Consider the following 24,613-nt stretch of genomic DNA (forward strand, 5'->3'; position numbering starts at 1 on the left):
GGTGAAGGGGCTCGCAGCCTGCCTCGGCGCCCTGAGGAACGCCCTGCTGGCGCTCCCGCGATTCTTCATCGCCACCATCCCGCCGCGCGATCTCACCGTCACCCGGCTCGGCGTCACCCGGTCGAGGATCAGGGCCTACTGGCAGGCCCATGGCCGCCTTCCGCCCAGCCTGTCCGACCTGCCGCCTACCCCCGGCCGCGACAACGCCACGGTCGATGGCTGGGGCCGCCGCATCCTCTACCGCGTCACGGGCGACTCGATCGTCACGCTGTCGAGCCTGGGCGCGGACGGAGCGGTTGGCGGCACGGGGCAGGACGAAGACATCAGCGTTCACTTCGATGCCCGCGATTAGGAGTCTTTCCCATGGTCCTGGCACGCCACTCCCCGGAACCATCACGCACCTCGATGCCGGCCACGCTGTCCAGGCAGGCTCCGCCAACCCCGGGGCAACCGGCCCCACCCGCGCCGGGACGACCGGCGGACCGATGCGCCTGCGGCGGCGGCTGCCCACGCTGCGGCGGGACTTCGCCGCTCCAGGCGAAACTGGCCATCAGCGACCCGGGAGACCGTTTCGAATGGGAGGCGGACCAGGTGGCCAGTGCGGTACTGGCAAGGAGCGCGACGCCCGGCATCAGCCACCTTTCCTCCTCGATCCAGCGCTCCGGCGGGACGCCCGCCGGGCAATCCATTCAGGCCCCCGAGAGCGTGATGCGGACGCTGGAAAGCCCGGGGCAACCGCTGGAACCGGCCGTGCGAGAACAGATGGAGCCGCGTTTCGGCTACGACTTCTCCCAGGTACGGGTCCACCTTGGCAGCCAGGCCGAACGTTCGGCCCGTGAGGTCGATGCCGATGCCTACGCGGTGGGACGCGACCTGGTGTTCGGCGCCGGCAGGTACGCGCCCGACACCTCGGCCGGCAAGCACCTGATCGCCCATGAACTGACCCATGTGATCCAGCAATCCGGCACCGCCGGCGCAGACCGGCATCCCACGCTGGCCCGCTACCGCAGCAAGGGCAAGGACACCATCGCCTTCGATGCCGCCAATGAAACCCTCACGGACCCGAAGAAGCAGCCCTGGGTGGAGACCATCACCATTCACTTCGACAAGGCCGTGGTCGACGACGGGCACAAGGCCGCCGCGAAAGCCGCCGGGCAGTTGGAGCCACGCATGCCCACCGGCACCCTGACCGCCAAGTACAGCGCGAAGTCGAGCACGGTCCCGGCCGATGTCGTGCTGCCGATCTCCGGCGGCTCGACGATGCTGGGCGTGGGCCTGACCGACCGGGTGAAGGCATCCAAGGTGACGCGGCTGGAAGGCCTGGGCTACATGGACTCCGAGAACGTCAGGCTCGGCAACCTGATCGACCCGGTCGCCAAGTCCGGCAAGGGAGCGCGCTATTCCAAGAGCGGCGCCGGCAGCATGAACTACGCGATCTTCTTCAAGGGCATCCAGGCGATCCACGAGGGCCTGCTCAATACCGGCTCCCACGCCTGCGTGCACGTCGGCAGCCAGAGTTCGATCCGGGACATCAACTACCACACGCGAATCGGCGTGACCACGGTGACCGTCAGCTACGACAGCTCGGTGCTGGCCGACCTCTGCTGCCACCGCAAGAAGACCGGCAACGCCAGCTGGAACACCAATCCCTGCAACTCGACCAAGTGCCCCTGAGCGGGGCCGCAGGTCGTCGCAGGCAACCGAAGGAGGGCAATCGACATGTACAGCGCCTTGCAGGAAGAGGCCATCCAGCGGGCCGGACGCAAGGGCGCCCCGACGCCCCAGGCCGCCCCCGCACCGCCGGCAGGACGCCCGCGCCGGTTCGCGCGCTCCAGCTGCGCCTGCGGTGGCGGCTGTCCGAACTGCCGGGAAGAGAGCCGCCCACCCGGTCCGCGCCAGGCCCGCGACGGCGAGGCCGCCACGGCCAGCGACGCGGCCGAGCCCCTGGCCGAACCCGCGGCCGCGCCCAGCTTCCGTGATTGCAGCGAACGCATCACCGGCATCACCGACGCCAACGAACGGCTGGAAACCGCCCGCCAGCGCGCCCGGGAATACGTCGGCGCGGCACGCCGTGCCCTGGGCGCCGCGCCGGCGGCCGGCACCACCTACGAGACGGCCCTGGGCCGCCACTTCATCACCCCCAGCGCCGCCGACCGCGCCACCATCGAGGACAACTACCGGCGGATTCTCGGCACCCTGGTGCCGGCCAACTACATCTGCAACAGCCAGAACATCTGCGAAGGCGAACAGGCCTTCTGGATCGAGGCCGACGACCTGGTTCACGTCTGCCGGCCATTCTGGGAGCTGTCGCCGACCTGCCGCGCCATCATCCTCATCCACGAAGGCGCCCACGACGTCGGCATCGGCGTGGCCGGCGCGCATCCGCCGAACCGGGGCAGCGCGCAGTACCCCACCGGCGACACCGCCGCCCCCGCCGGCCAGACCACCGCCGGGCGCATGGACAATCCGGATGCCTATGCCTTCTTCGGCGCACACATCTGGCGTGACACCGATACCGGAAGGCCCTGTTTCTAGTGTCCTGTTTGCCAAGTTCGTTGACTTTGATCCGAGCGAGCAAGCGCTGGTCTCCCTTCTCCCTCCGGGAGAGGGGCCGGGGTGAGGGAAGTGCATCCAGCCGACAAAACCGCGACAGATAAACCAATCAACCAGACAGGCCACTCGTCCAATCCCGGTTCGATGATCCACCCCGCTCCAACGGACCCCGGCCCCGGGGACCGCTGGAGCCCCGCCTCCTCCCCGCTCCACCCCATCCCGCCGACCTCGCCGCCAGGGGCGCCGCGCCAGACTGGCGCGATTCCCTGCCCCGCGCGCCCTTCCTGCTCTAAAATGTCGCCCCCGCAAGCCCCCGCTTCCAAGGAGAGACCCCATGCCCCACGACGGCAGCCTGCTGCAGGCCGCAGTGATGTTCCTGTTGGCCGCCGTCCTGACGGTTCCCCTGGCCAGGCGCCTGCAACTGGGGGCGGTCCTTGGCTACCTGCTGGCGGGGGTGCTGATCGGCCCGTCGGTGTTGAAGCTGGTCACCGACCCGGAAAGCGTCGCCCGGGTATCCGAACTGGGGGTGGTGCTGCTGCTCTTCATCATCGGCCTGGAGCTGTCCCCCCGGCGGCTCTGGGTGATGCGCCGCTCGGTCTTCGGCGTCGGCCTCGCCCAGGTGCTGCTCACCGCCCTGGCCATCGGCCTGGTGGCCTGGCTGGCCTTCGCGAAATCCCTCAGTACCGCGGCCGTGCTGGGCTTCGGCCTGGCCCTGTCGTCCACCGCCTTCGGCCTGCAGATCCTCGCCGAGCGCAAGGAACTCACCAGCCCCCACGGGCGCCTGGCCTTCGCCATCCTGCTGTTCCAGGACATCGCCGCCATCCCGCTGATCGCCCTGCTGCCCCTGCTCAGCGGTGCCGGTCACCTGGACACCGAGGAGATGGACTCCCGGGACGTCCTGCTGGCGGTGGCCGTCATCGGCGCCGTGATCGTCGGCGGACGCTACCTGCTGCGTCCGGTGTTCCGCGTCGTGCTCAAGGCCGGCCTCAAGGAAGTGTCCACCGCCACCTCGCTGCTGGTGGTGATCGGCACCGCCTGGCTGATGGAACTGGCCGGCGTGTCCATGGCCCTGGGCGCCTTCATCGCCGGCCTGCTGCTGGCGGACTCCGAGTACCGCCATGAACTGGAGGCCCAGATCGAACCCTTCAAGGGCCTGCTGCTGGGACTGTTCTTCATGAGCGTGGGCATGAGCGCCGACCTCGGCCTGCTGCTCCGCGAACCCGTGGCGGTGATGGTGCTCACGGTGATGCTGATGGCCCTCAAGCTGCCCCTGCTCTACCTGGTGGGTCGCTTCGGCGGCGGGCTGGATCGCGCCCATGCCATACGCCTGGGCATCGTCCTGGCGGCCGGCGGCGAATTCGCCTTCGTGGTGTTCAAGCTGGCCTTCGAGCAGGGGATGCTGGATGCGCGCCTGCATGGCCTGCTGGTGCTCGGCATCACCCTGTCCATGGCGGTGACCCCGCTGCTGGTGCTGACCCTGTTCCGCCTGTTCACCCTCAAGCCGGCCCCGGTGGAGGTGCCCTCGGAGTACGCGCGCATCGAGGGCGACGAACCCCGTGTGGTGGTGGCCGGCATGGGCCGCATGGGGCAGATAGTCGCCCGGGTCCTGCGGGCCCAGCGGGTGCCCTTCGTGGCCCTGGACACGGCGGTGGAAATGATCGAGTACGGCCGCAGTCTCGGCAGCATGCCGCTGTTCTACGGCGACCCGCTGCGCCCGGAGATCCTTCGCGCCGCCAAGGTGGACAAGGCGGAGTTCTTCATCGTCGCCACCGACGACCCCGAAACCAACCTGAAGACCACCGAGCTGGTGAAGCGCCTCTACCCGCACATCAAGGTCATCGCCCGGGCGCGCAACCGCCAGCACGTCCATCGCCTGCTGGACCTGGGGGCCGTGCCGGTGCGGGAAACCTTCCACTCCGCCCTGGAAATGAGCCGCCAGGCGCTGCTGGGACTCGGGCTGGACGAGGACAAGGCCAACGCGCGCATTCGCCGCTTCCAGCGCCACGACGAAGAGGTGCTCGCCGCCCAGCACGAGGTCTACGACGACCATGCGGCGGTGATCCAGACCGCCCGCGAGGCCCGCGCCGAGCTGGAAACCCTGTTCGATAGCGACCCGCTCGAGAAAAAAGCCGTCCAGTAGGGCGCCGGGAGACGTTTCCCTCCGCCCTCAGGCCGCGCCGTCCGGTAGCGCCGACTCCGCCGGGATGACCGACGCCTGAGCCCGTCTGCTGCGCCGCACGAAGTCGACGAACGACTCCAGCGGCAGCGGCTGGCTGAACAGGTAGCCCTGGAATTGCGCGCAGCCGCTGTCGGCGAGGAACTGTCGCTGGGCCTCGGTTTCCACCCCCTCGGCGATCACCGTCATGCCCATGCTGCGCCCCAGGGCGATCACGGTGCGCACGATGGTTTCGCTGCTGGCATCGCTCAGCACATCGCAGACGAAGGACCGGTCGATCTTCAGCTTGTCCAGGGGCAGGCGCTTCAGGTGGCTGAGGGAAGAGAACCCGGTGCCGAAGTCATCCAGGGAGAAACGCACCCCCTGCTCCACCAGCGCCGTCATCTTCCGGGTCAGGTCCTCCATGTCCTGGACGATCAGGGTCTCGGTCAGTTCCAGCTCCAGCAGCCGCGCCGGGATGCCGCTTTCGTCGATCAGCGCCAGCACGTCGGGCACGAAACCGGGCTGACGGAACTGGTCCTGGCTGATGTTCACCGCCAGCACCAACCCGCCCAGCACGGGGTCGTCCCTCCAGCGCCGCAACTGGGCGCAGGTCTGGCGCAGCACCCACTCGCCGATGGGCAGCATCAGGCCGGACTTCTCCGCATGGTCGACGAACTCCCCCGGTGGTAACAGGCCGCGCTGAGGATGGAGCCAGCGGATCAGCACCTCCGCCCCGGTCACCCGTCCGGCGCTGTCCAGCTGCGGCTGGTAGTGCAGGACGAACTGCTCCTCGCGAATGGCGATGCGCAGGTCCCGGTCCAGCTCCGAGCGCTCGGCGGCGTCGGTCTGCAGGATGTGCAGCAGGAGGAAAAGCATCGTCATCGCGGCGAAGGACTGCACCCAGGACCCGACCACCCGCACCTCGTCCGGCAAGCCCGGCGCGCTGATCGGGCTCCAGTGGGTCGAAGCGAGGACGGCGAACAGCGACAGGCACACCAGGGCCATGCCGTAACGCAGCCAGAAGGGTTCGTCACGGAAGGTCATCAACGACGCCACCGCCAGCGGCAGGAAGTACAGGTGGGTGGCACGCGGGGCGGCCGCCGAGGGCGGGTCCAGCACGAGCGTCGAATAGAGGATGACGACGATGAGCACGCCGAACAGCAGCCGGTTCGCCTCCCGTGCCCGGCCCTGCAGCGTGAGCAGGAACACGCCCAGGGCGCAGAGGATCATCAGCAGGTCCATGAAGACGACGCTCCAGGTACCCCGGAGCGAGAAGTACAGCCCCCAGAACAGCGCCACCGCCAGCATCACCCCGGAGGCCAGCAGGCGCATGCGCCGCTCCCGCCGTTGCCCCACCAGCGCGAGGTCGTTGGCCTGCCACAACTGTGTGACGCGTTTGAGAAAGGCCGCGATGGAAGTCATGGAAAGTCCCTTTGCCGTTCCCATCATTCTTGAAGCGCCTGGCGCGATTGCAAATCGATGGAAGACAAAAGGGCGACCGGGGTGGGTCGTCGGCTGAACCGCGCGGCGGGTCGCTCAGGGCGCGCCGAACATCAGGGTCCAGTAGATGCCGTTCTCGCTGCGGACTTCCGAGGCGTAGGCCGCGCCCATCTGGGTGAAGCGCGGGTTCATCAGGTTGGCGCAATGGCCGGGGCTGGCCAGCCAGCTGTCCAGCGCGGCGCGCGGCGAGCCCTGCCCGGCGGCGATGTTCTCGCCCACCATGCGCCCCTTGTAGCCCGCCGCCCGGGCGCGGTCGAAGGGCGAATCACCGCCCGGGCCACGGTGGGAAAAATAGTCGCGACGGGCCATGGAGCGGCTGTGCCCCTCGGCGGCCTTGCCCAGGGCACCGTTCCAGGCCAGCGGACGGGCGGCGGCGAAACGCTGGCTTCCACACATCCGGCTCCGTCCCCGGGCCGCATTGACCTGGGCCAGCAGGGCCTGCCCGGCGGCACGCGGGTCCCCCAGGGCGGCGCCGGCCAGGGGACGCGAGAGCACCACCCGCCATTGCTGGCCACTGCGGCTGACGCCGATGTCGGCGAACTGGGCGTCCAGCAGGTCGGCGCAGTAGCCGTCCTGCAGTTGATCGAAGGCCGACGCCACGTCCCGGGCGCGCGACAGACGGATGCTGCGTACCTCGCCGGCCTGGTAGCCGGCCTCGCGCAGGGCCGGTCGCAACGCGCCCGAGTAGCCCACCGGCAGGGCCAGCTTCGCGTTCAGCGCCAACGGCGCCGCCGGCCGGTAAGTGCGCCAGCCGCAACGCTGCGGGTGCTGGCGGTAATCGTTGATGGCCGCCAGGAGCTGGCGTTCGCCCGCGGCCTGGGCCGGGGCGGAAAACAGGGGAACGAGCGCGACGGGAAGCAGGGCCAGCAGGTGACGGGCGATGGGATGCATGGAGTGGCTACGCGAATGGAGGGGAAAAGGACCGGGATATGACCCTGGCGACCGCGTGCTGTTCCCCGCACCCGCGCGCCTGCCGTCCGTCCCGTCGGCAACCGGTTAGGTTGTCCGTTCTAGAGCGGGCGGCGCAGAGTCCACCGCGTCCCATGCCTCCAACAAGAACAAGGCGAGTGCGATTCCAGTCACCACTGCCGGATCGAATCCAGGGGGATGCGTCCCCCGGGGAGGAGCCATGCGTATTCGTTGCTTCGTGCTCGGTTGTCGCTGGACCGAGGGTGTCCGTACCGAGGTGGGTGCCGTGCCCATGATCTGCCAGCGCTGCCTGCGCTGCGGCGCACACCGCTACCTGAGCCTGCCGGAGGAGGAGACGGAGACGGCGGGATAGCCGACAGGCGACGATCACTGGCGATTTGACAGCACCCAGCGGCCCTCTAGTTTTAAGCATCGATGCCGATGGCCCGGTAAGAGCCATCGGTCCCCACCAGGCCAGGGAGTGCACCATGTCGCAGCCGTCGTCCGCCCACCTCGTCCAGGGCCTGGCCCTGCATTCCCTGATCTGGCTGACGGCCGCCGGCCTGCTGGCCCTCGGCCTGCCGCTCTGGGCGGTGCTGGGAGGCGGCTGGCTGGCCAGCCTGTCGCTGGTGGCCCTGCTGCGGCATGACGCCGCCCGGCAGCGTGCGGACACGGCGACGCCAGCGCTCGCCGCGCCCGACTGGCAGGCCGCCCAGGATGCCCTCGACGAGCAGTTGGGCACCCTCCAGGCCCACGCCGGGCAGATCGACGGCTTGCTGCAGGACGCCATCGGCCGGCTGGGCGAGAGCTTCCAGGGCCTGGCGGCGCGCATCGACCAGCAGCGCGCCCATTCCCACAACCTGATCGAGCGCTACGGCGAGCAGCAGGCGGCCGACGACGGCATGAACTTCCAGGAGTTCATCGCCACCACCCGCAGTACCCTGGGCCTGTTCGTCGAGGCGGCCCTGGAAACCAGCCGCACCTCCCAGGACCTGGTGCAGCGCATGGACCGGGTCACGCAGAAGATCGCCGATATCCTGAAATCCACCCACGACATGGACGCCATCGCCAAGCAGACCAACCTGCTGGCCCTGAACGCCGCCATCGAGGCCGCGCGGGCCGGCGAGAGCGGCCGGGGCTTCGCCGTGGTGGCCGACGAGGTGCGCGCCCTCTCCACCCGCTCCACCGGTTTCTCGGAGCAGATCCGCGAACATGTGGACGTGGTCTACCGGGAGATCCGCGACGCCGAGAAGGCCATCGCCCAGTTGGCGGACAAGGACATGGGGTTCGCCATGGAGTCGCGGCAGCAACTGCATCACATGCTGGAGGACCTGGACGGCATGAACCGCCACACCCTGAAGGTGGTGCAGGAGATGGACCGCCTGTCGCTGGAAGTGGCTGACGGCGTCGACCAGGCGATCACCGCCCTGCAGTTCCAGGACATGAGCAGCCAGTTGCTGGGACAGATGCGCAAGCATTTCGCCAGGCTCGGCGGCTTCGCGGCGGGGCTGGGTGGCCTGCGGGCGCAGGCGCCGGAGGACTGGGCGCGACGGGTGGAGGACGAGACCCGCGAGCTGCGCAAGCCGGTCTCCAACCCGGTGAGCCAGAGCAGCGTCAGCGCCGGCGAGGTGGAACTGTTCTGAGGACGCCCCTTGGTCGCCGTTCATCCGCTCGACGAATGGCGAACGCCAAGGGCTGGACGTCAAAAAACCACGCTTCTACACCTAAGCATGGCCACAGGCCAGCAGGACAACCCGACCCAGCGGCAAGGAGAGCGGCACCGATGAGCAAGCAGATCCTGATCGTCGACGACTCGGCCTCCATACGGCAGATGCTGAGCTTCACCCTGAAAGCCGCCGGTTATCTCGTGGACGAGGCGGCAGATGGACGCGAAGGGCTCGGCAAGGCCCAGAGCAAGGCCTACCACCTGGTGTTCACCGACCAGAACATGCCCAACATGGACGGGCTGAGCCTGATCCGCAGCCTGCGCGGGCTGCCCAGCTACCGCGCCACGCCCATCCTGATGCTCACCACCGAGTCCAGCGACGCCATGAAGCAGCAAGGCAAGTCCGCTGGCGCCACCGGCTGGCTGGTCAAGCCCTTCGATCCGCCCAAACTGCTGGAAGTCACCCGCAAGGTCCTCCCCTGATCCCGGCACAAGGCGCCTCCCATGAATGACGGGATGAACCAGTTCCTCCAGGTGTTCTTCGAGGAAACCGAGGAACACCTGGCCAGCCTCGAACTGCTGCTGCTCGGCCTCGACCTGCAGCAGCCGGAGGCGGAAGAGCTCAACGGCATCTTCCGCGCCGCCCACTCCATCAAGGGCTCGGCCGGCATGTTCGGCTTCGACGACCTCACCGCCGTGACCCACGAGCTGGAAACCCTGCTGGACCGCATCCGCAGCGGCCGGATGCCGCTCAACGCGGAGCGGGTGGACCTGTTTCTCCAGGCCCGCGACGTGCTGATGCGCCTGCTGGACGCCCATCGCCAGCAGCGCCCCGACCCGGGCGTGCCGGTGGCCGAGACCCTGGCCCGCCTGCGCGCGCTGCTGGACGAGGCCCCCGCGCCAGCCGAGGACGAAGGCTTCGGCCTGTTCGATGAGGCGCCCGGCCTGCCCGGGGCCACGACCGACGACGACTTCGGTTTCTTCGACGACGCCCCCGGCACACCGCCCCCGGTGGCCTGCGAACCGCCTCAGGCGGCACCCGCCCCAGCCACCGGCAAGGTGCCGGGCGGCGAAGGCGAATCCAGTTCCATCCGCGTCAGCGTCGAGAAGATCGACAGCCTGATCAACCTGGTGGGCGAGCTGGTGATCACCCAGGCCATGCTCGGCCAGCTGGGCTCGGCGCTGGACCCGAGCCAGTACGAGCGCATCCACCAGGCCCTGGCGCAGCTGGAGCACAACACCCGCGATCTGCAGGAATCGGTGATGTCGATCCGCATGCTGCCCATCAGCTTCATCTTCAGCCGCTTCCCGCGCCTGGTGCGGGACACGTCCGCGCGCCTGGGCAAGCAGGTGGAACTGGTGCTGCAGGGCGAACACACCGAGCTGGACAAGGGCGTGATCGAGCGCCTCGGCGACCCGCTCACCCACATCGTGCGCAACAGCATCGACCACGGCATCGAGCAGCCCGAGGCGCGCCTGGCCGCCGGCAAGCCGGCCCAGGGCACGGTGCGCCTGGGGGCCTTCCACCAGGGCGGCAGCATCGTGGTGCAGGTCAGCGACGACGGCCGTGGCCTGGACCGCGCGCGCATCCTCGCCAAGGCCCGGGAAAAGAACCTGCCGGTGCACGACGGGATGAGCGACGCCGAGGTCTGGCAGCTGATCTTCATGCCCGGCTTCTCCACCGCCGAGGTGGTCACCGACCTGTCCGGGCGTGGCGTCGGCATGGACGTGGTCAAGCGCAACATCCAGGCCATGGGCGGACGCATCGAGATCGACTCGGCGCCTGGCATGGGGACCCGCATCAGCATCCGCCTGCCCCTGACCCTGGCCATCCTCGACGGCCTGATCGTCGCGGTGTCCCGCACCCACTACGTGATCCCGCTCACCTACATCGTCGAGTCCCTGCAACCCAGGGCCGGCGACATCCGCGGCCTGGGCGGCGAGGACGGCGCGGTGATCCGGGTCCGGGGCGAGTACCTGCCGCTGCTCTCGCTCCATGACCTGCTCGGCGAGTCGGCCCCGGCGCTGCCGGCGGAGGACTCCATCGTGGTGATCCTGGAAGCCGATGGCCGCCCCTTCGCCCTGCAGGTGGACGACCTGGTGGGCCAGCAGCAGGTGGTGATCAAGAGCCTGGAACAGAATTTCCGCCGGATCGAGGGTATCGCCGGCGCCACCATCATGGGCGATGGCAGCGTCGCCCTGATCCTCGACGTCGACGCCCTGCCGGGCCTCGCCCAACAGCAAGGAGCAGCGCTGCATGAACTCCCCTAGCGTGGAACAGGCCGCCCAGCCGGCCCAGGAGTACCTGACCTTCACCCTCGGTCGCGAGGAGTACGCCATCGACATCCTGCGGGTGCAGGAAATCCGTGGCTACGACCAGGTCACCGCCATCGCCAACAGCCCGGCCTTCATCAAGGGCGTGATCAACCTGCGGGGCGCCATCGTTCCCATCGTCGACCTGCGCATCAAGTTCAACCTGGCGGACGTCACCTACGATCCTTTCACCGTGGTCATCATCCTCAACATCGGCCGGCGCATCGTCGGCGTGGTGGTGGACTCGGTGTCGGACGTGATCGCCCTGCCCGGGGACGCCATCAGGCCGCCGCCGGAATTCGGCGCCAGCTTCGACACCGAATACCTGCTGGGCCTTGCCACCGTGGCCGAGCGGATGCTGATCCTGGTGGACATCGAGAAGCTGATGACCAGCCGCGAAATGGCCCTGGTCGAAGCAGCCGCAGCCTGACACGGAAGGGGAAAATCCATGGGTCTGTTCAACAACAAGGCACAAACGCAACTGCGCGCACAGCACCTGGCCGGCCTGATCCGGGGCCTGGCCGAAGGCGACACGGACCAGCCCATCGGCGTCGGCGACGACCCGGTGTGGGCGCCGGTGTACGAGGCCCTCGCCCAGTTGCAGAAAGGCCAGCGCCAGCGACAGGCGGACGCCGCCGCCACCGAGGCGCTGGACGCCGCCCTGGTGGAAATGACCCGCCAGCACAGCGACGGCTGGATCGACGAGGTCATCCCGGTGGAACGCTTCGCTGGCGTCCAGGCCCGCCTGGCCCGGGGCATCAATGAACTGGTGGCCGCCCATATCGCGGTGAAGATGCAGGTGGTGCGGGTGGTCAACGCCTACGGCAACGGGGATTTCAGCCAGGCCATGGACCGCCTGCCGGGCAAGAAGGCGCAGATCACCGAAACCATCGACCGGGTGCGCGACAGCCTGCAGGCCGCCGCCCGGGCCGCCAGTGAGAACATCCGCATCCGCAGCGCCCTGGACAACTGCAGCACCAACGTGATGATCGCCGACGGCGAGCGCAACATCGTCTACATGAACAAGACCGTCACCAGCATGCTGCAGAACGCCGAGGCGGACCTGCGCAAGGCCCTGCCCAGCTTCTCGGTGGACCGGCTGCTGGGCGGCTCGATCGACCAGTTCCACAAGAACCCCGAGCACCAGAAACGCCTGCTGGCCACCTTCACCAGCACCTTCCGCGCCCAGATCGAAGTGGGCGGGCGCACCTTCGGCCTGGTGGCCAACCCGGTTATCAGCGACAGCGGCGAGCGCCTGGGTTCGGTGGTGGAATGGGCCGACCGCACCCTGGAGGTCCAGGTGGAGAAGGAAGTGGCGGGCCTGGTGGGCGCCGCCGCCGCCGGGGACTTCTCCCGGCGCATCAGCGAAGAAGGCAAGAGCGGCTTCCTGCTCACCCTGGCCAATGGCCTGAACGCCCTGGTGGACACCGCCGACAAGGGGCTCAAGGACGTCGCGCGGATGCTCGGCGCACTGGCCAAGGGCGACCTGTCCCAGAGCATAGTCGCCGACTACCAGGGCACCTTCGGCGAGCTCAAGGACTACTCCAATGAAACCGCCCAGAGCCTGTCGCGCATGCTCGGGCAGATCCGCGAGGCCGCCGACACCATCAACACCGCCGCCGGCGAGATCGCCAGCGGCAACGCCGAGCTTTCCACCCGCACCGAGCAGCAGGCCTCCAGCCTGGAGGAAACCGCTTCCAGCATGGAGGAGCTCACCAGCACCGTGAAACTCAACGCGGAGAACGCCCGCCAGGCCAACTCCCTGGCGGTCAACGCCTCGGAGGTGGCCACCGAGGGCGGCAACGTGGTGCAGAAGGTGGTCAGCACCATGACCGCCATCAACGACTCGGCGCGGAAGATCTCCGACATCATCGGCGTCATCGACGGCATCGCCTTCCAGACCAACATCCTGGCCCTCAACGCCGCCGTGGAGGCCGCCCGCGCTGGCGAGCAGGGCCGTGGCTTCGCGGTGGTCGCCGCCGAGGTGCGCACCCTGGCCCAGCGTTCGGCCGCCGCCGCCAAGGAGATCAAGGCGCTGATCTCCGATTCGGTGAGCAAGGTGGAGAACGGCAACACCCTGGTGGCCCAGGCGGGCCAGACCATGAGCGACATCGTCATCGCCATCAAGCGGGTCACCGACATCATGGCGGAAATCGCCGCCGCCTCCGCCGAGCAGAGCCGGGGCATCGAGGAGGTGAATGGCGCGGTGAGCCAGATGGACGAGATGACCCAGCAGAACGCCGCCCTGGTGGAGCAGGCCGCAGCGGCGGCCGATGCCCTGCAGGAGCAGGCCGGACTGATGGCCCAGTCGGTGGCGGTGTTCAGGCTGGACCCGGCCCACGCCGGCCAGCCGGGGCGACCCGCCGCGAAGGCGCCCCGGAGCGCCGCGTCCGCCCGTCCGGCGCGAACGGGCGGACGCAGCCGGAGCAAGGAAGAGGAATGGGAAGAGTTCTGAGGCGCTGACGGGCCCCACGAGGTGAAGGGATGAGTGCGCAGGGCGCTGGCGAACACCAGTTCGGCTACCGCGAGGCGGACTTCGACGAAGTCCGCGCGCGGCTCTATCGTCGCGCCGGCATCAGCCTGGCCGACAGCAAGCAACAGATGGTCTACAGCCGCCTGTCCCGGCGCCTGCGCCAGCTGGAGCTGCCGGACTTCGCCGCCTACCTGGCGTACCTCGACCAGCACCCCGGCGAGTGGCAACCCTTCATCAACGCCCTGACCACCAACATCACCGCCTTCTTCCGCGAACGGCACCACTTCGAGCAACTGGCCGAGCTGGCCCGCGACCCGGCGCGGCGGGGTCGGCCCCTGCGCCTCTGGTCCGCCGCCGCCAGCACCGGCGAGGAGCCCTACTCCATGGCCATCGCCCTGCACCAGGCCCTGGGTGGCCAGGTGCAGCAGGTGCGCATCCTCGCGTCGGACATCGACACCGGCGTGCTGGAGACCGCCCGCCAGGGCATCTACCCGCTGGAACGCCTGGCCCAGCTGGAGCCGGCGCTGAAGAAGCGCTACTTCCAGCGCGGCACCGGCGCCAACGCCGGCCTCGCGCGGGTGGTGCCCGAGGTGCAACGGATGGTGGAGTTTCGCCGCATCAACCTGCTGGAGCCCGACTGGCATCTCAAGGGTGGCCTGGACGCCATCTTCTGCCGCAACGTGATGATCTACTTCGACAAGTCCACCCAGGTGAACCTGCTGGAGCGCATGGTCCGCCTGCTGCGTCCCGACGGCCTGTTCTTCGCCGGCCACTCGGAAAGCTTCGTCCAGGCCAGCCACGTGGTGAAGCTGGTGAGCCGCACCGTCTACAGGCCGGCGCCGGGGGTGGCCGCATGAAGGGCGAGACCCTCGGCGCCATCGCCGCCAACCGCTACTTCGACCCGGACTTCCAGTTGCCGGCGGTCAAGGTGCTGCCCGGCGAGTTCTACGCCACCGCCGAGGACCAGGTGCTGGTCGCCGCCCTGGGCAGTTGCGTCGCCGTCTGCCTGTTCGACCGCCAGCGCGGCATCGGCGGCATGAACCAGTTCCTCCTGCCCGATCCCGGCCCCGGCAGCGGCCTGGCCAGCGCCGCCACCCATCACGGCGTGCGCATCATGGAACAGCTCGGCGAGGAACTGCTGCGCCTCGGCGCCCGGCGCCATCACCTGGTGGCCAAGGTGTTCGGCGCCGCCAACCTGCACGACGAGTTGCTGCGTTTCGACACCACCCTGCGCACCGTGGAATTCGTCCACAGCTACCTGGACACCGAGGGCGTCACCCTGCTCGCCGAGGATGTGATGGGGGCGCAGGCCCGCAAGGTCTACGTCTTCCCCTCCAGCGGCAAGGTGCTGGTGAAGAAGCTCAAGGGGCTGCACAACGACACCCTCCTGCAGCGCGAGCTGGAATACCTGCTCTACCTCAAGCGCGGGGAAGCGCTGGGGCCCTACGACCTGTTCAAGGAGTGAAGCCGTGGCCATCAAGGTGCTGGTGGTGGACGACTCGGCGCTGATCCGCAGCCTGCTGAGCGAGATCGTGCGAGCCGATCACGAGCTGCAACTGGTGGGCGTGGCGCCGGACGCCTACGTCGCCCGCGACCTCATCAAGCAGCATTCGCCCGACGTCATCACCCTCGACGTGGAGATGCCGCGCATGGACGGCCTGACCTTCCTCGACAAGCTGATGAAGGGCCGACCGACGCCGGTGGTGATGATTTCCTCCCTCACCGAGCGCGGCTCCGAGGCCACCCTCAAGGCCCTGGAACTGGGCGCCATCGACTTCGTCGCCAAGCCCAGGCTGGGCATCGCCGAAGGCATGCAGGCCTACGCCGAGGAGATCCGCGCCAAGCTCAAGGTGGCGGCCCGGGCGCGGCTGGTCCGGCACCGCTCGCCGCAGCCACGCGCGGCCGAACCGGCGCTGCCGATCGTCGGCACCGAGAAGCTGATCGCCATCGGCGCCTCCACCGGCGGCACCGAGGCCATCAAGGAGGTCCTGCTGGGCCTGCCGGCGGACAGTCCCGGGGTGGTCATCACCCAGCACATGCCGGCGGGCTTCACCCGTTCCTTCGCCGCCCGCCTGGACAAGCTCTGCCGCCTCCGCGTGGCCGAGGCCCGGGATGGCGACCGCATCCTCCCCGGCACCGCCCTCCTCGCCCCCGGCGGCCTGCACATGGAAGTGACCCGTAGCGGCGCCAACTACCTGGCCCGGCTGTCGGACGCGCCCCAGGTCAACGGCCACCGTCCGGCGGTGGACGTGATGTTCCACAGCGCCGCCCGCTGCGCCGGGCGCAACCTGATCGCCGCCCTGCTCACCGGCATGGGCAGGGACGGCGCCCGGGGCCTGCTGGCCATCCGCGAGGCCGGCGGCTACACCCTGGCCCAGGACGAGGCCAGCAGCGTGGTCTACGGCATGCCCCGGGAAGCCGCCGAGATCGGCGCGGCCGAAGACATCCTGCCGCTGGAAGCCATAGGCCCGGCGCTGCTCGCCCAGGCGCGGCGACGGGGAAGCGGGAACCGGGTGTAGCCCGCTTCGGCAACCCCCTGCTCCGACGCTGTATATACTCCGCGTATATCCATCCTTGGAGAGCATCATGCCCTTCGCCAAGCTCTTTCAATCCGGCAACAGCCAGGCCGTCAGACTGCCCAAGGAATTCCGCTTCAAGAATGTGGATCGCGTCGAAATCTTCCGTCGCGGCAACGAGATCGTGCTGCGTGAGATATCGACCAACGCGACGGACATCTTCGACGCACTGGTGGAAATGCCGGATGACTTCATGGAAGGCGGTCGGGACGACCTGCCTCCCCAGGAACGGGAGGACTTCTGAATGTCGGTGCGCTACCTGCTGGACACCAACATCTGCATCTACATCGCCAAGCACAATCCCGCCAGGGTGCGCGAACGCTTTGCGGCGCATGCCTCGGCCGAGCTCGGCATGTCGGTCATCACCTTGGGCGAGCTTCGCTTCGGGGCTGAAAAGAGTCAGTCGAGGGAACGCGCCCTGGCGGTGATCGAGCGACTGGAAAGCCTGATCCAGGTACTCCCGCTGGAGGAAACCGCCGGAGCGCATTACGGCCAGATCAGGGCGGAGTTGTCGGCCCGTGGACAGATCATCGGCGGTAACGACCTCTGGATCGCCGCCCAGGCCCAGGCGGCGGATCTGACACTGGTGAGCAACAACCTCCGGGAGTTCCAGCGAATTCCGGACTTGCGGCTGGAAAACTGGGCGGACTGAACCCTCAGTCCGGCGAACAGCTCCACAACTCCACCGCCGGCCGATCGGCCCTGGGCGGGCCCAGCCAGTGGGCCAGGTCGCGGCACCGGCCGTCGCGGCAGAGCTGGTAGTCGCCCGCCTCGGGCGTCCGCCCCAGGCGCAGCGGCTGCAAGGGCGGCAGGTCGCGCCGGTAGTGCCAGGCGCCGTCCCGCAGCACCGCGCCCTCGGGAATCTCCATCCCGGCCCCGCTGCCCCGCACCCGGGCCTCGTCCAGTCGCAGCCCGGCGGACGTCACCCGGTAATCCTCCTCCCAGCGGATCTTCTCGACGCTGTGGCGCCAGGCCAGGGTGAAGGGCTCGCCCGGCAGCGTCGCCCAGACGCTGCCGGCCAGCCCCAGGCACAGGGCGATCACGCTGCCGTAGCCCCGGCACGGCGGGCCCGCCAGAGGTGCTGGGCGAAGAACAGCGCCGCCAGCACGAAGCCCAGCTCATCGGTGATGGGCGCCGCGAGGATCAGGCTGCCGCCAGCGACGAAGGCCAGCAGCCGTTCCCAGTGGGCCATGGGCCGTTGCAGGCAACCGGTGAAGGCCGCGCCCCAGAGGCCGATGGCCAGGGCCGCCTTGAACAGCATGTAGAGGGTCGCGCCCCAGCCGCCGCCCTGCAGCATCAGCGCCGGGTCGTAGACCGCCATGAAGGGCACCACGAATCCCGCCACGGCGATGCGTACCGCCCAGAGGCTGATGAGCAGGCCCTTCTCCCGCGCGATCGGCGCCGCCGCGAAGCAGGCCAGTGCCACCGGCGGTGTGAGGTCGGCCATGATCCCGAAGTAGAAGACGAACATGTGCGACACCAGCAGGGGCACGCCCAGCTCCAGCAGGGCCGGCGCGGCGATGGAACTGGTGATGATGTAGTTGGGGATGGTGGGGATGCCCATGCCCAGCACCAGGCAGGTGAGCATGGTCAGCACCAGGGAGAGGAACAGGTTCTCCTGGCCGATGGCGAGGATGTAGCCGGCGAAGGTAGACGCGGCGCCGGTGAGGCTGACGACCCCAATGATGACCCCCACCAGGGCGCAGGCGATGCCCACCGGTACCGCATGGCGCGCCCCTTCCACCAGGGCATGGAGGCACAGGAGGAGGGTTTCGCGCCCACCCTTGAGAAACCAGCAGGCGGCCACCAGCAGGCCGATCACCCCGAATACCACGCCGATGCCCAGCTGGAAGAAACCGGCGCAGAGCAGCCCCAGGGCGATCCAGAAGGCGATGCGCAGGCCGAAGGAGGACACCCGCAGGATGATGGCCGAGCCGAGGATGACGATGGCCGTCAGCGCCAGCCCCACGGTGCCGGAGAACAGCGGCGTGCGCCCTGAAAACAGCAGGTAGATCAGCACCGCGAGGGGGATCAGCAGGTACCAGCGCTCCTTCACCGCGCCCCAGGCGCTGGGACACTGGTCCTTGGGCAGCCCCACCAGGTTCGAGCGGCGCGCCTCCAGGTGGACCATCCAGAACACCGAGCCGAAGTACAGCAGCGCCGGGATCAGCGCCGCCTTGGCCACCTCGAAGTACGGGACGTTGATGGTCTCGGCCATGATGAAGGCGACCGCGCCCATCACCGGCGGCATGATCTGGCTGCCCATGCTGGCGGTCGCCTCCACGCCGCCGGCGAAGGCGGGCTGGTAGCCGAAGCGCTTCATCAGCGGGATGGTGAACTGCCCGGTGGTGACCACGTTGGCGACGCCGGAGCCGGTGATGGTGCCCATCAGCGCCGAGGACACCACCGAGACCTTGGCCGGACCGCCCAGCTTGTGGCCGAACAGGCCCAGGGCGAAATCGGTGAACAGCCTGATCATCCCCGCCTGTTCGAGGAAGGCGCCGAACAGGATGAACAGGAAGATGTAGGTGGCCGACACGTAGGTGGGCGTGCCGTACAACCCTTCGGTGCCGAAGGAGAGCTGGTTGACGATCTGGTCCAGGCCGTAGCCCCGGTGGGCCAGGTCGCCGGGCAGGTACTGGCCCAGCAGCCCGTAGGCGAGGAAGAGGCCGCAGATCAGCGGCAGGGCGATGCCCATCACCCGCCGCGCCGCCTCGAACACCAGCGCGATGAGCAGCAGGCCGATCACCATGTCGGCGCCGGTCAGGTCGCCTGAGCGCTGGATCAGGTCCGCCTCGAACACCCACTGGTAGGCGGACGTGGCGGCGCCCGCCAGGGCCAGCACCCAGGCCAGGGGCTGCCAGGGACGCCCACGTCCCCAGCCCGGGTAGCTGAGGAATACCAGCATCAGCAGAAAGCCCACGTGCACGGCACGGAGAATCTGCGTGGAGACGGGGTGGAAGGCGGCGGTGACGATCTGGAAGACGGAGAAGAGCAAGGCGACGGCGAACAGCGTCCGGGGCCAGTCGCCGACGCTGGCCGCCAGTTGGGAATGATCCTGGGTCATGCAGGCACCTCTACTGCCAGGTGGACCGCCCAGCGGAGCGGCCGAAAGGCCGGTGCCGGGGCGGCACCGGCCAGGTCCGTCACTTGAGCACACCGGCTTCCTTGTAGAAGCGCTCGGCGCCCGGGTGCAGCGGAATCGGCAGGTTCTGCGCAGCGCTGTCCAGCCTGATGTCCTTGGCCGCGGAATGGGCGTTGCCCAGGCGCGGCAGGTTGTCGAACATCAGCTTGGTCATCTGGTACGCCAGCTCATCCGACACACCCTCGTGGGTCACCAGGATGTTGGTGATGGCCACGGTCTTCACGTCCAGCTCCTGGCCGTCGTAGGTCCTGGCCGGAATGGTGGCGGGCTGGTAGGCGGCGTTGCCGATCTTCGCGGTCACCTCGGCGGGCACCTCGACGAAGCTGATCGGCATGCTCGCGGCCAGGTCGCGGATGGCCGCCATGCCCAGGCCCGAGGACTGCAGGGTGGCATCCAGCTGACGGTTCTTGATCAGCTCCACGGACTCGGCGTACGGCAGGAATTCCACCTTGCCCATGTCCTCGTAGCTGAGCCCCGCCGCCGCGAAGATGGCCCGGGCGTTCAACTCGGTACCGGACTTGGGCGCCCCCACGGAAATGCGCTTGCCCTTGAGGTCCGCCAGGGTCTGGATGCCGGACTCCTTGCTGGCGACGATCTGGATGTAGTTCGGGTAGGTGGCGGCGATGGCGCGCAGCTTCTTCAGCGGCGCCTTGAAGCCCGCGTCTTCCACCCCGTTCCAGGCATCGGCGACCGAGTCGCCCAGGGCCAGGGCCAGCTCGCCACGGCCCGCCTGCAGCAGGTTGAGGTTCTCCACCGAGGCCTTGGTGGCCTGTACCGAGGTCTTGGAGCCCTCGATGCCGCCGCCGTAGATCTGCGACAGGCCGACCCCGATGGGGTAGTACACCCCGCTGGTGCCGCCGGTGAGGATATTGATGAAGGTGGGGGCGGCCAGGGCCGCGGCGCTGGCCGCCAGGGCGGAAACGAAGGCAATGGAACGGATCGAGTGGCGCAGTCGCATGGGGGGACTCCCTTCTTGTTGTCATGGTCTCGAACCCAAGACTCTAGACCATGGGACGGAGGGGACGCAGCCCAGGCGCACCGAGCCAAAAGTTGCATTGCGCCCAGGCCCGGAATGGTGTTTGCACCCCCGCCCTTCTCCCCCGCCACGGCGGCCGGCCCCGGCACGACCGCCACCCGGTCCCGACCCGTCGCGCGCCGTGCCTGGCGGAAAAATCTGGTGGAAATTTACCGCTGCCGAGGAAGCCTGCGGCGCAGTACCTTAACCGCCGGAACATTCTCGAGAGACGGCAATGGACTCGATCACCCAGGCGGTACTCGGTGCCACCCTCCAGGGCGCCATGCTGGGGCGCTGGCAGGGGCGCAAGGCGCTGCTCTACGGTGCGGCACTGGGCACCCTGCCTGACCTGGACGTGGTGATCCGCTACAGCGACGCGGTGGCGGCCATGACCTATCACCGGGGCTTCAGCCACTCGATCTTCGTCCTCTCCGCCCTCGCCGTCCTGCTCACCCTGCTGATCCGACGATGGCGGCCGAATCCGGACTATTCGACGCAGAGGCTCTTCATCGCCCTCTGGCTGGTGCTGGTCACCCATCCGCTGCTGGACAGCTTCACCAGCTATGGCACCCAGCTGTTCTGGCCCTTGCAGACGCCGCCCATCGCCTGGTCCAGCGTCTTCATCATCGACCCGCTCTACACCCTGCCACTGCTGCTGGCGGTGCTCGCCGGCCTGGCGTTCGGCCTGAAGGACCGCACACCACGCCTGCCCCTGGCCGCCCTGGCGCTGTCCAGCCTGTACCTGGCCTTCAGCCTGGGCGGCAAGTTCATGGCGGAGCAGCGGGTCGCGGACGTCTTGGAGCGGGAGGGCATCCGTCCCCAGGCGGTCTTCAGCTCACCGACACCGTTCAACACGCTGCTCTGGCGGGTGGTGGTGCTGGAGGGCGAGGACTACCACGAAGCGCTGGTGAGCTGGTTCGACCAGGCGCCGCCGGTGCTGGAGCGCATCCCCCGGGGCACCGACCTGGCCCGTGGGCTGCGGGACTCGCCGCAGCACCTGCGGCTGGCCTGGTTCACCCACGGCATCCTGCGCTACGACCGGATCGACCAGGCGCTGGTGGTGACCGACCTGCGCCTGGGCATGACCGGTTTCCACCCCTTCCGCTTCATCCTCGCCGAGCATCGTGACGGACGCTGGCAGCCCCTGGCCCAAGCGCGCCGCTGGCCCACCGACCGGGGCGACGCGGAGCGCCTGAAGCTGCTCTGGCAGCGCGTCTGGCAGCAGGACCAGGCCGTGCCGCTGGCAAGCTGGGCGGGCCTGCTGCGGCAGTAGCGGCACGCCAGCCCACGGGCCGTCCAGGCTGCACTACGCTTCCCTGCATCGAACTCCGGCGCATGGGGAAGGGACATGAAGATAAAACAGAGAATGGTTGCCTCCGGTGTGATCAGCGTGCTCGCCGCTGCCCTGCTGGGCAGCATTGGCTACTGGGGACAAACCCGCCTGGCCGGGTCGCTGGCGGAGAACCAACTGAGCGTCACCGCCCTGCGCAACCATCTGGAAGGCGACATGATGCACGACGCCCTGCGCGCCGACGTGCTGGCGGCGCTGGTCGTGCAGCCGGGAGATGAGGCCGCCGCGCGCCAGGTGCGCGAAGACCTGGCCGAGCACAGCCAGTGGTTCCGCCGCACCCTCGGAGACAATGCCAGGCTGCCGCTGCCGGGCGAGATCCAGAGTGCCATCGCCGAGTCCCAGCCCGCCCTGGAGCGCTACATCGGCGAGGCGGAACGCATCGTCGAGCTGGCCCTGCGGGATACCCAGGCGGCCCGCGCGGAGCTGCCGGCCTTCGACCAGAGCTTCGGCGAGCTGGAGGAAAAGAACGAGGCCCTGAGCGGTCGTATCGAAGCCCATGCGACCAAGACCCGCGAGGACGGCGAAGCGGCGGTGCGCAGTGCCGCCGCCTGGCTGGTAGGCGGGCTGCTGCTGGTGATCGGCCTGCTCTGCCTGGTCACTGGCCAACTGATGCGCACCGTGCTGCGTCCCCTGGAAAAGACCGTCGGCGTGGCCCGAGCCATTGCCCAAGGCAATCTGCTGCAACCTGTGAGCATCGACAGCGACGACGAGGCCGGCCAGTTGCAGCGGGCACTGGCCGAGATGCAGGACAACCTGCGGCAGATGATCGCCAGCATCCGTAGCGAGAGCGAGGAGCTGCGCGGCACCGCCCACCATCTGAGCGAGACGTCGCAACGCATCGTCGACGGTGCCGGCGAGCAATCCGACAGCGCCACCAGCATGGCTGCGGCCATGGAGCAGATGATCGCCAATATCGGCCAGATCGCCGCACATGCGCGCAACGCCCAGGGGATTTCCGCCCACTCGGAGTCACTGGCGGGAAGCGGCGGCCAGGTGATCCTCGGAGTGGTGGAAGGCATGAGCCGCATCGCCGAGGCGGTCAACCGGTCATCCACCACCATCACCGCCCTCGGCCAGTCTTCCGAGGAAATCCACTCCATCATCCAGGTGATCAAGGGTATCGCTGAGCAAACCAACCTGCTGGCACTGAACGCGGCGATCGAGGCAGCACGCGCCGGCGAGGCCGGTCGTGGCTTCGCCGTGGTGGCGGACGAGGTGCGCAACCTGGCGGCACGCACCGCCCAGTCCACACAGGAGATCACCGGCATGATCCAGCGTATCCGCGAGACCACGCAGCAGGCCGTGGACAGCATGCAGACCGGGGTGGAGCGGGTGCAGTTCGGCGTCGGCCTGGCGCGGCAGGCGGGGGACTCGATCAGCGAGATCCGCGACGGTGCCCAGCGCGCCGCCGAAGTGGTGGAGGAGATTTCCCAGACCATCGGCGAGCAGTCCAAGGCCAGCAACGAGGTGGCTCACCGGATGGAGCTGATCGCCCAGATGTCGCGCAGCAACAGCGACGCCATGCGCGAGCTGGCCCGCTCCGCCGAACGCCTGGATCAGGTGGCCAGCACCATGCAGTCCTCGGTGGCACGCTTCCAGATCTGAACGGCGGACGGCAAAGGGCCGCCCGCAGGCGGCCCGATGGCTCAGGAACAGGGATGCGTCAGGCGGCGGCCCTGAGCACATCCTTGAGGACCGGCAGGGGCAGCGCCTGGGCGCCGCTGATGGCCAGGTCGCAACGATGGCCGGCGGCTTCCACCAGGCGCAGCAGATCGGCGGCGGGCAGTTGCCCGGCGTTGAACTGCAGGTCCAGCTTCTTCGTCGCACCCGCCGCTTCCAGGGCCGAGGCCAGGCCCCCGACATCCACGCCCTGGGCGCTGCTCACGCTGACGGAGGTGCTGATACCGGCTGCCTCGATAGCCTGCACCAGGCCCGCCGCCGGGATCTGCGCGCCGTTGTACTCGATGCTCAGCTGGCGGGTATTGCCCGTGGCTTCGATGGCCGCCAGCAAGCGGCCAGCGGCGATGGCCTCGGCGGTGTTCAGCCGTATCCGGGTGTTGGTGCCGGCGGCCGCGACCAGCTGAGGCAGCTGCGCCTCATCCACCTGGCCGCCGTTGAAGGACAGGCTCAGGTGCTTGCCATCCCCCGCCCCCAGCATCAGGGCCTGGAGCTCGTCCCGGTCCAGCGCATGGGCGGTGTTGATGGCGATGTCGGTGCTGGCGCCTGCGGCTTCCAGGGCCTGGATCAGGTTGGCGGCCGGTTGCGCGCCCCCCAGCTCGACCGCGAGGTTGCGCTCGTCGCCGGCGGCCTGGAGGGTGGCCAGCAGGGTGTCCAGGGTCAGGGACTGGGATGCGCCGAGACCGATGTCCACCTGGCGGCCGGCGGCGTCCAGGGCGGCGCGCAGGGCTTCCTCGGTGGCCCGGGCGCCGCTGAAGCTGGCCCGCAGGGACTTGCCGTCACCGGCGGCGGCGATGGCGGTGATCAGTGCGGCGGGTTTGACCGCCTGGGCGGCGCCGATGTCCACGCGGGTGCGGTCGCCGGCGAAGCTCACGGCCTGTTGCAGGCTGCGGGGATCGAGGCGGGCACCGTCGAAGCCGAGCACGAGGTTCTTCTCGGCACCGGCTGCGCTCAGCACCGAGAGCAGGTTGCTGGCGTCCAGATCGTGGGCGGCGGAGTAGTGAATGGTGGTGTTCTCCCCGGCGGCGAGGATCGCCTGGCGCAGGGTGTTGATCGCAACGGAACCATCAAAGTGCAGGGTCAGTTTCATGTCCGTTCTCCTGTACGGGTCCTAGAGACGAACGCCCAACCATACATGGATTGCCCTGCTTAACAAGCCGAAAAATCCCGAAACATCCCAGGATTTATCCGAAAATAGCCACAAATAACTACGAAAAACGACACACAAGGGCCCGTCACCCTGGAGCCTGTAGGAGCCGGCTTGCCGGCGAACGGCG

At 68.7% G+C, this 24,613-nt stretch carries 23 protein-coding genes; 17 read left to right on the top strand and 6 right to left on the bottom strand.

Going from position 1 to position 24,613, the window contains the following annotated elements:
* Position 1 precedes the first annotated feature (1 nt).
* From KF707C_RS21415 to KF707C_RS21430, 4 genes are all read left to right on the top strand, one after another.
* Positions 2 to 352 (top strand): type II secretion system protein GspG, encoded by a 351-nt coding sequence (locus tag KF707C_RS21415; protein ID WP_197704968.1) that lies wholly within the window; start codon positions 2 to 4, stop codon positions 350 to 352.
* Positions 353 to 363: 11 nt separating this feature from the next.
* Entirely contained in the window at positions 364 to 1,674 is a 1,311-nt protein-coding gene (locus tag KF707C_RS21420; RefSeq protein WP_081608065.1) for an eCIS core domain-containing protein, read from the top strand.
* A gap of 45 nt (positions 1,675 to 1,719) precedes the next feature.
* Positions 1,720 to 2,535, top strand: a complete 816-nt coding sequence (locus KF707C_RS21425) for a hypothetical protein (RefSeq protein WP_003450396.1) — start codon at positions 1,720 to 1,722, stop codon at positions 2,533 to 2,535.
* 352 nt (positions 2,536 to 2,887) lie between these two features.
* The gene (locus KF707C_RS21430) at positions 2,888 to 4,693 is read left to right on the top strand and encodes a monovalent cation:proton antiporter-2 (CPA2) family protein (RefSeq protein ID WP_003450394.1); all 1,806 of its coding nucleotides are present in this window, start codon (positions 2,888 to 2,890) and stop codon (positions 4,691 to 4,693) included.
* A 27-nt stretch (positions 4,694 to 4,720) separates the two neighbouring features.
* Here KF707C_RS21430 and KF707C_RS21435 read toward each other — a convergent pair whose 3' ends face one another.
* Together KF707C_RS21435 and KF707C_RS21440 are read right to left on the bottom strand one after the other, a co-directional pair.
* The gene (locus KF707C_RS21435) at positions 4,721 to 6,133 is read right to left on the bottom strand and encodes a putative bifunctional diguanylate cyclase/phosphodiesterase (protein WP_081608064.1); all 1,413 of its coding nucleotides are present in this window, start codon (positions 6,131 to 6,133) and stop codon (positions 4,721 to 4,723) included.
* A 114-nt stretch (positions 6,134 to 6,247) separates the two neighbouring features.
* On the bottom strand, positions 6,248 to 7,102 hold the full coding sequence (locus tag KF707C_RS21440) for a CAP domain-containing protein (protein ID WP_003450390.1): 855 nt from the start codon (positions 7,100 to 7,102) through the stop codon (positions 6,248 to 6,250).
* A 238-nt stretch (positions 7,103 to 7,340) separates the two neighbouring features.
* Here KF707C_RS21440 and KF707C_RS29490 point away from each other — a divergent pair, with 238 nt between their 5' ends.
* The 11 genes from KF707C_RS29490 (at position 7,341) to vapC (ending at position 16,800) form a co-directional block, all read left to right on the top strand.
* Positions 7,341 to 7,493: a PSPA7_2676 family Cys-rich small protein gene (locus KF707C_RS29490; RefSeq protein ID WP_003450388.1), complete on the top strand. Its 153-nt coding sequence runs from the start codon at positions 7,341 to 7,343 to the stop codon at positions 7,491 to 7,493.
* Positions 7,494 to 7,608: 115 nt separating this feature from the next.
* The gene (locus tag KF707C_RS21445) at positions 7,609 to 8,763 is read left to right on the top strand and encodes a methyl-accepting chemotaxis protein (protein ID WP_003450386.1); all 1,155 of its coding nucleotides are present in this window, start codon (positions 7,609 to 7,611) and stop codon (positions 8,761 to 8,763) included.
* A gap of 140 nt (positions 8,764 to 8,903) precedes the next feature.
* Positions 8,904 to 9,269, top strand: coding sequence for a response regulator (locus KF707C_RS21450; RefSeq protein WP_003450384.1), 366 nt, complete (start codon positions 8,904 to 8,906; stop codon positions 9,267 to 9,269).
* 21 nt (positions 9,270 to 9,290) lie between these two features.
* The gene (locus tag KF707C_RS21455) at positions 9,291 to 11,057 is read left to right on the top strand and encodes a chemotaxis protein CheA (protein WP_003450382.1); all 1,767 of its coding nucleotides are present in this window, start codon (positions 9,291 to 9,293) and stop codon (positions 11,055 to 11,057) included.
* Positions 11,044 to 11,529: a chemotaxis protein CheW gene (locus KF707C_RS21460; RefSeq protein WP_003450381.1), complete on the top strand. Its 486-nt coding sequence runs from the start codon at positions 11,044 to 11,046 to the stop codon at positions 11,527 to 11,529. Before KF707C_RS21455 ends, KF707C_RS21460 begins: the two co-directional genes overlap by 14 nt.
* Before the next feature lie 18 nt (positions 11,530 to 11,547).
* Complete coding sequence (locus tag KF707C_RS21465) at positions 11,548 to 13,554, top strand: methyl-accepting chemotaxis protein (RefSeq protein WP_003450379.1); 2,007 nt, start codon at positions 11,548 to 11,550, stop codon at positions 13,552 to 13,554.
* Positions 13,555 to 13,583: 29 nt separating this feature from the next.
* On the top strand, positions 13,584 to 14,429 hold the full coding sequence (locus KF707C_RS21470) for a CheR family methyltransferase (protein ID WP_003450378.1): 846 nt from the start codon (positions 13,584 to 13,586) through the stop codon (positions 14,427 to 14,429).
* Positions 14,426 to 15,037, top strand: coding sequence for a hypothetical protein (locus KF707C_RS21475; protein ID WP_003450377.1), 612 nt, complete (start codon positions 14,426 to 14,428; stop codon positions 15,035 to 15,037). The genes KF707C_RS21470 and KF707C_RS21475 overlap by 4 nt, the downstream gene beginning before the upstream one ends.
* A 4-nt stretch (positions 15,038 to 15,041) precedes the next feature.
* Positions 15,042 to 16,091, top strand: coding sequence for a protein-glutamate methylesterase/protein-glutamine glutaminase (locus tag KF707C_RS21480; protein WP_003450376.1), 1,050 nt, complete (start codon positions 15,042 to 15,044; stop codon positions 16,089 to 16,091).
* Between the two features lie 67 nt (positions 16,092 to 16,158).
* Positions 16,159 to 16,392 (top strand): antitoxin, encoded by a 234-nt coding sequence (locus tag KF707C_RS21485; RefSeq protein WP_003450375.1) that lies wholly within the window; start codon positions 16,159 to 16,161, stop codon positions 16,390 to 16,392.
* A complete protein-coding gene (gene vapC / locus KF707C_RS21490; protein WP_003450374.1) occupies positions 16,393 to 16,800 on the top strand; it encodes a type II toxin-antitoxin system tRNA(fMet)-specific endonuclease VapC in 408 nt (135 codons plus the stop codon). It abuts the gene before it with no gap.
* Positions 16,801 to 16,804: 4 nt separating this feature from the next.
* Here vapC and KF707C_RS21495 read toward each other — a convergent pair whose 3' ends face one another.
* The 3 genes from KF707C_RS21495 to KF707C_RS21505 all read right to left on the bottom strand — a co-directional run bounded on the left by KF707C_RS21495 (position 16,805) and on the right by KF707C_RS21505 (position 20,251).
* Positions 16,805 to 17,191, bottom strand: a complete 387-nt coding sequence (locus KF707C_RS21495) for a DUF1850 domain-containing protein (RefSeq protein ID WP_003450373.1) — start codon at positions 17,189 to 17,191, stop codon at positions 16,805 to 16,807.
* Entirely contained in the window at positions 17,188 to 19,215 is a 2,028-nt protein-coding gene (locus KF707C_RS21500; RefSeq protein WP_003450372.1) for a TRAP transporter permease, read from the bottom strand. Before KF707C_RS21500 ends, KF707C_RS21495 begins: the two co-directional genes overlap by 4 nt.
* Before the next feature lie 79 nt (positions 19,216 to 19,294).
* The gene (locus KF707C_RS21505; RefSeq protein ID WP_003450371.1) at positions 19,295 to 20,251 is read right to left on the bottom strand and encodes a TAXI family TRAP transporter solute-binding subunit; all 957 of its coding nucleotides are present in this window, start codon (positions 20,249 to 20,251) and stop codon (positions 19,295 to 19,297) included.
* A 292-nt stretch (positions 20,252 to 20,543) separates the two neighbouring features.
* Between KF707C_RS21505 and KF707C_RS21510 the strand changes: the two genes are divergently transcribed.
* Positions 20,544 to 21,581 (top strand): metal-dependent hydrolase, encoded by a 1,038-nt coding sequence (locus KF707C_RS21510; protein ID WP_003450370.1) that lies wholly within the window; start codon positions 20,544 to 20,546, stop codon positions 21,579 to 21,581.
* Between the two features lie 75 nt (positions 21,582 to 21,656).
* Complete coding sequence (locus KF707C_RS21515) at positions 21,657 to 23,264, top strand: methyl-accepting chemotaxis protein (RefSeq protein WP_003450368.1); 1,608 nt, start codon at positions 21,657 to 21,659, stop codon at positions 23,262 to 23,264.
* 58 nt (positions 23,265 to 23,322) lie between these two features.
* On the opposite strand, the gene KF707C_RS21520 is transcribed toward KF707C_RS21515, so the two are convergent.
* The gene (locus KF707C_RS21520; RefSeq protein ID WP_003450366.1) at positions 23,323 to 24,426 is read right to left on the bottom strand and encodes a hypothetical protein; all 1,104 of its coding nucleotides are present in this window, start codon (positions 24,424 to 24,426) and stop codon (positions 23,323 to 23,325) included.
* Between the last annotated feature and the right edge of the window lie 187 nt (positions 24,427 to 24,613).

This window comes from Pseudomonas furukawaii (assembly GCF_002355475.1).
Lineage (GTDB): Bacteria > Pseudomonadota > Gammaproteobacteria > Pseudomonadales > Pseudomonadaceae > Metapseudomonas > Metapseudomonas furukawaii.

Excerpts from the sequence above, each read along its gene's own strand:
- KF707C_RS21455 (WP_003450382.1), top strand. The coding sequence starts at position 9,291 with ATGAATGACGGGATGAACCAGTTCCTCCAGGTGTTCTTCGAGGAAACC.
- KF707C_RS21470 (WP_003450378.1), top strand. The coding sequence starts at position 13,584 with ATGAGTGCGCAGGGCGCTGGCGAACACCAGTTCGGCTACCGCGAGGCG.
- KF707C_RS21450 (WP_003450384.1), top strand. The coding sequence starts at position 8,904 with ATGAGCAAGCAGATCCTGATCGTCGACGACTCGGCCTCCATACGGCAG.
- KF707C_RS21465 (WP_003450379.1), top strand. The coding sequence starts at position 11,548 with ATGGGTCTGTTCAACAACAAGGCACAAACGCAACTGCGCGCACAGCAC.
- KF707C_RS21420 (WP_081608065.1), top strand. The coding sequence starts at position 364 with ATGGTCCTGGCACGCCACTCCCCGGAACCATCACGCACCTCGATGCCG.
- KF707C_RS21475 (WP_003450377.1), top strand. The coding sequence starts at position 14,426 with ATGAAGGGCGAGACCCTCGGCGCCATCGCCGCCAACCGCTACTTCGAC.
- KF707C_RS21500 (WP_003450372.1), bottom strand. The coding sequence starts at position 19,215 with ATGACCCAGGATCATTCCCAACTGGCGGCCAGCGTCGGCGACTGGCCC.
- KF707C_RS21510 (WP_003450370.1), top strand. The coding sequence starts at position 20,544 with ATGGACTCGATCACCCAGGCGGTACTCGGTGCCACCCTCCAGGGCGCC.
- vapC (WP_003450374.1), top strand. The coding sequence starts at position 16,393 with ATGTCGGTGCGCTACCTGCTGGACACCAACATCTGCATCTACATCGCC.
- KF707C_RS21425 (WP_003450396.1), top strand. The coding sequence starts at position 1,720 with ATGTACAGCGCCTTGCAGGAAGAGGCCATCCAGCGGGCCGGACGCAAG.
- KF707C_RS21460 (WP_003450381.1), top strand. The coding sequence starts at position 11,044 with ATGAACTCCCCTAGCGTGGAACAGGCCGCCCAGCCGGCCCAGGAGTAC.
- KF707C_RS21505 (WP_003450371.1), bottom strand. The coding sequence starts at position 20,251 with ATGCGACTGCGCCACTCGATCCGTTCCATTGCCTTCGTTTCCGCCCTG.
- KF707C_RS21430 (WP_003450394.1), top strand. The coding sequence starts at position 2,888 with ATGCCCCACGACGGCAGCCTGCTGCAGGCCGCAGTGATGTTCCTGTTG.
- KF707C_RS21515 (WP_003450368.1), top strand. The coding sequence starts at position 21,657 with ATGAAGATAAAACAGAGAATGGTTGCCTCCGGTGTGATCAGCGTGCTC.
- KF707C_RS21485 (WP_003450375.1), top strand. The coding sequence starts at position 16,159 with ATGCCCTTCGCCAAGCTCTTTCAATCCGGCAACAGCCAGGCCGTCAGA.
- KF707C_RS29490 (WP_003450388.1), top strand. The coding sequence starts at position 7,341 with ATGCGTATTCGTTGCTTCGTGCTCGGTTGTCGCTGGACCGAGGGTGTC.
- KF707C_RS21435 (WP_081608064.1), bottom strand. The coding sequence starts at position 6,133 with ATGACTTCCATCGCGGCCTTTCTCAAACGCGTCACACAGTTGTGGCAG.
- KF707C_RS21440 (WP_003450390.1), bottom strand. The coding sequence starts at position 7,102 with ATGCATCCCATCGCCCGTCACCTGCTGGCCCTGCTTCCCGTCGCGCTC.
- KF707C_RS21445 (WP_003450386.1), top strand. The coding sequence starts at position 7,609 with ATGTCGCAGCCGTCGTCCGCCCACCTCGTCCAGGGCCTGGCCCTGCAT.
- KF707C_RS21520 (WP_003450366.1), bottom strand. The coding sequence starts at position 24,426 with ATGAAACTGACCCTGCACTTTGATGGTTCCGTTGCGATCAACACCCTG.